The sequence below is a fragment of the Pedobacter sp. genome, from assembly GCF_045627485.1.
In the GTDB taxonomy this organism is placed as follows: domain Bacteria; phylum Bacteroidota; class Bacteroidia; order Sphingobacteriales; family Sphingobacteriaceae; genus Pedobacter.
Genome location: NZ_JAZQNU010000144.1, coordinates 1 through 6,002, shown reverse-complemented (window position 1 = coordinate 6,002; position 6,002 = coordinate 1). Strand labels below are relative to the sequence as shown.

Genomic DNA, 6,002 nt, shown 5'->3' with positions numbered 1-6,002 from the left:
TCCACTGCTAAGCACCTTAACCTTAGATTTGTTGTTGGAAGAAAGAGGGCGGGAATTAGCATGGGAAGGCTGGAGACGTAACGATTTGATACGTTTTGGCAAATATGAAAATGCATGGGGATTCAAAAAAGGGAATGAAGGTGTACACCGCCGCATTTTCCCTATTCCTGCAACCGAGCTTGTTTTAAATCCTAAGTTGGTTCAAAACCCGGGATACTAGGGCGATTTAAATGCGATCCTTACGGTAGTATAAGTTATACCGATAACCGATCTATTGTGTATTGGTGTTACCAGTGAGTCCGGTTATTATAAATGTGTATCATTCATAATAGCCGGACTTTTTTTAGGTAATCGTATAGACTAGCGACTAAAAGCGTCACCTGATAAAGGGCGAATGGCAGTTTTTTTTATATTTGTTAAATAGGAGTTAATTCCCAAATAATAAGCATATGGATAAGGATAAAATGCAGGTAGAAATTTGGAGTGATGTGATGTGTCCTTTTTGTTATATCGGCAAAAGGAAGTTCGAACAAGCATTAGCCCAGTTTCCTGAGCAGGAACATATAGAGGTAATCTGGAAAAGCTACCAATTAGCGCCTGATCTGGTGACAGACCCCAAAACAAACATCCACCAATACCTTGCAAAGCACAAGGGAATGAGTGTTGAAGAAGCGAAAGGGCTTAACGAATACGTTACCCGGATGGCTGCAGAAGTTGGTTTGGTGTATAAACTTGACCAGGCAGTGGTGGCAAACTCTTTTGATGCTCATCGTTTTTCGCATTTTGCGAAACAATTTAATAAACAATTGGAGGCAGAAGAAAGGTTGTTTCAAGCTTATTTTACCGAAGGCAAAAACATCGACGACCATGATACACTCCTGCAATTAGGTACAGAGATAGGTTTAGATGCAACTCTGCTAGACATAGCCCTTAAAAATGGAAGTTATACTGATGAGGTAAGATCTGATATTTACGAAGCACAACAGGTAGGTGTTAGGGGCGTACCATTTTTCGTACTTGACAGCAAATATTCGATATCAGGCGCGCAAGATAGTAAAACGTTTTTACAAGCTTTAACTCAGGCTTATAACGAACGTAACAATTAATAATATATCCAATTATCACCTAAACAACCAACGTATGAAACAAATTTTAACGGGCTTTTTAGTAGTAATAAGCTTGAACCTTTATGCTCAAAATAAAAGCTGGACGCCAGCCGGGGATAAAATAATGACGGGGTGGGCGGAAGAAGTTGACCCAGGCAAGCCCCTTCCCGAATACCCCCGACCACAAATGGTGAGGGACAAATGGGTTAATTTAAATGGTTTATGGGATTACTCGTTGGAGACTGTGGATGCTAAAACTAAACCTCAACAATATGAAGGTAAAATATTGGTTCCTTTTGCAGTAGAATCGGCCTTATCGGGCGTTGGTAAAACCGTTGGAAAAGATAGTGTTATCTGGTACAAAAGGAATTTTTCTTTACCAGCTAACTTTAAAAACAACAATGTGCTTTTGCACTTTGGTGCTGTCGACTGGCGTACCGAGGTGTTTATCAATGGTAAACCGGCTGGTACACATGAGGGCGGTTACGATCCTTTTAATTTCGATATCACTGCCTTGTTAAAGCCAGGAAAAACACAGGAGGTAGCGATACGGGTTTGGGATCCTACAAATGATGGACCTCAGCCAAATGGTAAACAGGTTAAAAAGCCAGAAGGTATCTGGTATACGCCTGTGTCAGGAATTTGGCAAACGGTATGGTTGGAAGCAGTGCCGAAATCATTTATTGCAGCAACTAAACATACACCAGATATAGATCAGGAAATTCTAAACGTATCAACGGATTTGAATAATGCCCAACCTGGAGATATGGTCCGTGTGACCGTGTTTGACGGTACTAATATAGTGGTTGAACAGCAGGAGACTGCGGGTAATGGGTTGACTTTAAAAATTACCAAACCCAAATTATGGTCACCAGATCAGCCATTTTTATATGATTTGAAGATTGCCTTAATCAGAAAAGGAAAAACAATAGACGAGGTGAAAAGCTACGTGGCTATGCGTAAGATTTCCATGAAAACAGATGCTGCAGGTATTCAGCGAATGATGTTGAACAACGCTTTTCTTTTTCAGTACGGTCCTCTTGACCAGGGATGGTGGCCGGACGGACTATACACGGCACCTACTGATGAAGCACTAAAATTTGATGTAGTAAAAACTAAAGAAATGGGTTTTAACATGATCAGAAAGCATATTAAAGTAGAGCCAGCGCGTTGGTATTACCACTGCGATCAGCTTGGGATGTTAGTGTGGCAAGATATGCCAAGTGGAAATATTGGTAACGGCTGGGAATCCAGACCTGGTGTGTTAGAGCGTGGTACAGACCAGAAAAGAACGCCAGAATCAGAGGGGTACTATAGAAAAGAGTGGAACGCCATTATGAATGCCCTTCATAATTTTCAGAGTATTGTGGTATGGGTACCTTTTAATGAAGCCTGGGGTCAATTCAAAACAGAAGAAATAACTGAATGGACAATGGCTAAGGACCCATCAAGGTTAGTGAATAGTGCAAGCGGAGGCAATTATTATTCTACTGGACACATGGTTGACTTACATAATTACCCTAGTCCGGCAATGCCCAGGCCAGATCTGTTCGGTGAAAAATATATCCTTGTGCTCGGTGAATTTGGTGGCTTAGGTTTGCCTATAGGCGGCCACATCTGGCAGCAAAGAGATAACTGGGGATATCAGACTTTTAAAAACCCAGAAGATATGTTTAAGCGATACAATGAATTTACCGTTCGTATGGAAGAGTTTATTAACTTAGGCCTATCTGCTGCGGTTTATACACAGACGACCGACGTAGAAGGGGAGATCAATGGTTTCCTTACCTATGACAGGAAGGTGATGAAAATGCCAGTCAATCAACTAAAAGTTGCAAATGATAAGCTATATAAGGTTTCTGTGAAATTTAACTAAAGTTAATCAGGGAAAACGGAAAAGGGTTGATTGTGCAGATTGCATATTTCAACCCTTTTTAATTTAATCAATTTCAAGTATTATTTTTCCGACATGATCACTTGATTCCATTAATTCATGTGCCTTATAAGCGTCCTTTAAAGGGAATGTTGCAAATACCACCGGCTTGAAGTGCCCTGTAGCTAAGATAGGCCATACGTTTTTGTAAAGCTCAGCGGCCAGCGCTCTTTTAAAAGAGAGCTCCCTGCTTCTCAGTGTGCTTCCGGTAAGGGTAATGCGTTTTTGCATGATTTTCCCGAGGTTTAAGGAAACTATATTCCCCTTCATAGCATTGATATAGACCAAGCGTCCTTCAGGGCTAAGGATATTAAGGTTTTTATCAAAATAGTCGCCACCTATAATGTCCAGAATCACGTCTACGGGTGAGTCGCCCATTTCTTTTTCAAAATCATGCGTTTTGTAATTGATGAATCGATCCGCACCCAGGTTTACGCATGATTGGCCCTTAGCATCTGAACCTACGGTCACCGTCACTGTAGCACCAAAATACTTAGCCAACTGAATCGCTGTGATTCCGATGCCACTGCTACCTCCATGTATGAGTATAGATTCACCTTGTTTCAAGTTTGCACGCTGAAAGACATTATTCCAAACCGTAAACATCGTTTCGGGTAATCCTGCCGCATCCGTAAAACTCAGATTTTCAGGTATTGGTAAACATAAACCTGCATCCGCATGAACATATTCGGCATATCCGCCGCCTGCTAATAGGGCACATACCTTGTCGCCAGTTTTCCAATGTTTAACATCAGCACCCACCTTTTCAATGGTGCCTGCTACTTCAAGCCCAGGAATATCTTGTGGTGCATCCGGAGGCGCCGGATATTTTCCTTGCCGTTGAATCACATCAGGACGATTTACGCCTGCGGCTTTCACTTTAATAAGGACTTCATTTTTATCAATAACCGGAATTTCTCTTTCTTCTAATTGTAATACATCGGCTTCGCCGTAGCACGTGATGATCGCTGCTTTCATATGATATTTACTTCGTTCAAAGTGATGAGCTAAAATTATTCCGTAATAAGAAAACGAAGGGTTAACTGCCAGATTTACCGCCACTCTTCACATCGTCATTACTAATGCTCCGCTGAGCTTTTTTAATGGAATCTTTCAGTTTTCCAAAACGCCAGTTTAAACTTCCAAAGACAGAACGGTTAAAGTACTGTGTGCTAGAGCGCTGACTAAAGTTTGGTCCTTCTGTAAACGTATCATAGTACCTGTATTTTGAGAACGGATTATTGACGGCTAAGGATAAGGTTAGCTTTTCCTTAATGATGTCCTTGCTTCCACCAATTGAAACAAAGGTGTAGCTGCCCGATTTACCTTGTAAAAGAACACTAGGTGCACCATAGTTAAAGGTTGCACTGGCACGCCAGTCATGCTCAAATTTATAACTGGTGTTGGCGTAGCCGTAACCCGTAAATCCATCGTTTTGGGTCATTATACCATTAATCGTTCCTTCAAGTTTTGTGTAACCCACATTTCCGCTCATACTGAAGTTCCATTTGCTGGTGAGCGGGAAATTGATGTTCATATTGGACGTTAAGACTTTGTTTTTCCCAACGTTCTGGAAAGTGGTATAGGTAATCTGTGTTTGCTCATTATAAACCGATACCTGCTGAACGGTGTTGTTCGCGAAATTATAACTTAAGCCCACATTTATAGATCCCTTTTTAAAGCGGCTATAATTAAGCTCGAAATTGTTGCTCAATACAGCCTCAAGTTCGGGGTTTCCTGAAGATTCAAAATTTGGCTCTGATCGATCCACGAAAGGATTTAACGTATAAATTCCGGGACGTTCAATTCGCTGTGTATACCCAAGGTTAATGCTGGTCATGTTTTTGAACTTTCTGTTCAAAGAAAATGTTGGAATAACATTAAAATATTCTGTCTTGATACTAGACTCACTGCTTATAAAATCTGCCTTCGTATATGTGCCTTCCGCTCGAACGCCGGCTTTAAAACCCCAATCTTTCAGGTTAAAGGAATATGAATTGTAAATGCCAACGATGTCCTGGTTATTATCAAATTTATTGGTTCGCGAAGGATCCAGGTCGTATCGTCCAGTTACGTCATTGAAACTGCTGTATTCGAAATTACTGTTGTTATCCCTTAAAATTCCTTTAATTCCACCTTCGATATTTACCTTTTTTACCGGGTGTACATAATCTAACTGTATGGTCTGTTCTTTTGAGGTACTTTCGTTATGCTGTTGAAAATCCGGACCAGCGAAATTCACCCGATTTATAAATACATTGCTGTTGTCTTGGGGCTCTTTTCCACTATTGTATTTGTATGAGAAAGTGAGCAAACGTTCTTTGTTATCCTTAAATCCACGTTGGTAGTTTAAGGTAGCATCAAGGCCTCGCCATTCGTATTTATTATTCGTTAATAACCGATAATCTACCGGCTGGTTATTGCCTGTTAAACTATAGGTCTGATTTGTTTCCGAGTCAAAGTAGCCGCTATAGGGATTAAGTTCGGCTGTTAACAGGTTAAGGGTATCTATTTCATAACTTAACTCTGCACCGCCATATTGGTTTCTATTCTTTGATTTTCTTATTCCTGCATTTAGTAGGGAAGTTGGATTATCGCCAGTAGTGAATCTGTTGCTGATGCTTTCTGTTTGCGGCTGTTTATAAATCCCGGTACCTCCATAAAAGGTCATTCCAAATTTATTCTGCTTTAATGTACCGTATCCTCCCAAACCAGGGCCACCTGTTGGGGTAGATCCCCTTAGTGTCAAACTGCCATTATAACCGTTGTCGATTTTCTTGGTGGTAACGATATTAATTATACCTGATAAACCCTCGCTGTCGTATTTTGATGGTGGTGTTGTTATTACTTCTATTTTCTGGATTGACGATGCCGGCATGCTCTTTAGCACATCTTTAGGGCTCCTTACCACCATACTGGAAGGTTTTCCATTAATCAGGATCTTATAATTACCACTCCCTTTC

Annotated in this window: 5 protein-coding genes; 3 read left to right on the top strand and 2 right to left on the bottom strand. The window is 40.8% G+C overall.

Annotated features, from left to right (window positions below):
* From ACR2F3_RS11270 to ACR2F3_RS11260, 3 genes are all read left to right on the top strand, one after another.
* Positions 1–220: RagB/SusD family nutrient uptake outer membrane protein (locus ACR2F3_RS11270; RefSeq protein WP_432710076.1), on the top strand; the 220-nt coding region annotated here is incomplete at its 5' end.
* 229 nt (positions 221–449) lie between these two features.
* A complete protein-coding gene (locus tag ACR2F3_RS11265; RefSeq protein WP_432710075.1) occupies positions 450–1,106 on the top strand; it encodes a DsbA family oxidoreductase in 657 nt (218 codons plus the stop codon).
* A gap of 34 nt (positions 1,107–1,140) precedes the next feature.
* Positions 1,141–2,982, top strand: a complete 1,842-nt coding sequence (locus ACR2F3_RS11260; RefSeq protein WP_432710074.1) for a glycoside hydrolase family 2 protein — start codon at positions 1,141–1,143, stop codon at positions 2,980–2,982.
* A 63-nt stretch (positions 2,983–3,045) separates the two neighbouring features.
* On the opposite strand, the gene ACR2F3_RS11255 is transcribed toward ACR2F3_RS11260, so the two are convergent.
* Both ACR2F3_RS11255 and ACR2F3_RS11250 read right to left on the bottom strand, forming a co-directional pair.
* Positions 3,046–4,017, bottom strand: a complete 972-nt coding sequence (locus ACR2F3_RS11255; RefSeq protein ID WP_432710073.1) for an NAD(P)H-quinone oxidoreductase — start codon at positions 4,015–4,017, stop codon at positions 3,046–3,048.
* A gap of 61 nt (positions 4,018–4,078) precedes the next feature.
* A partial coding sequence (locus tag ACR2F3_RS11250) for an outer membrane beta-barrel protein (protein WP_432710072.1) occupies positions 4,079–6,002 on the bottom strand: 1,924 nt, incomplete at its 5' end.

What these genes read in the sequence shown, in the direction of transcription:
- ACR2F3_RS11265 (WP_432710075.1), top strand. Translation starts at nt 450, where the DNA reads ATGGATAAGGATAAAATGCAGGTAGAAATTTGGAGTGATGTGATGTGT.
- ACR2F3_RS11260 (WP_432710074.1), top strand. Translation starts at nt 1,141, where the DNA reads ATGAAACAAATTTTAACGGGCTTTTTAGTAGTAATAAGCTTGAACCTT.
- ACR2F3_RS11255 (WP_432710073.1), bottom strand. Translation starts at nt 4,017, where the DNA reads ATGAAAGCAGCGATCATCACGTGCTACGGCGAAGCCGATGTATTACAA.